A 644-nucleotide genomic window follows, 5' to 3' on the forward strand; every position below is an offset into this window, starting at 1 on the left:
TAGTTACTTCTCAGCCTATTAGTAATCCTAAAGAGCAAGATTTTGGTAATTTTATGTTCTTTGAAACCTTGACACTATTCCCCATTGATACACGTCTGATGGAGCGCTCACTCCTTACAGCAGAAGAGATTGAGTGGGTTAATCAATATCATCAAAGCGTCTATGAGAAGCTCGCTCCTCGCATTGAGGATGAAGCGGTATTAGCTTGGTTGAAAGAACGTACTGCCGCTATTTAAGTATTAAGTATCAGTAGTCGATAGATACATTCTTGATAAATCCCGTGAAAATAACTCTGGAAGATGATAACGATCACTAGAATCGCCAGAGTCAGCAGAATAAAAAAACTCAATTAAAAAGGTCTAAGTTTCAATACTTAGACCTTTTTTCTTAAATATTTTGAATCTTTTTAATTTTTTGAATCTTTCGCAGATCGTGCTCTGCTCTTACTCTGATCTTTCTCTTAATACTGTTATGTTCTTATGCTCTTATATTCTTATACTCTTATGATTCTTGAGAGAGTAGCGCTGCCTGCCGTTGCCCTATCTCTTGATAGAGTTTCTCAATATCAGCTGAATCATAGAGGCCATTCATCACCATAACAGGATCCCCTCCTGCCGGAGTATAGATCAAGGTATCCGCAGATG

At 37.9% G+C, this 644-nt stretch carries 1 protein-coding gene; it reads left to right on the plus strand.

Annotated features, from left to right (window positions below; genetic code table 11):
* A partial coding sequence (locus FK530_RS27565) for a M24 family metallopeptidase C-terminal domain-containing protein (RefSeq protein ID WP_193560366.1) occupies positions 1-236 on the plus strand: 236 nt, incomplete at its 5' end.
* Between the last annotated feature and the right edge of the window lie 408 nt (positions 237-644).

Origin of the sequence: Tsukamurella conjunctivitidis (genome assembly GCF_007858475.1) — a bacterium.
Lineage (GTDB): Bacteria > Actinomycetota > Actinomycetes > Mycobacteriales > Mycobacteriaceae > Tsukamurella > Tsukamurella conjunctivitidis.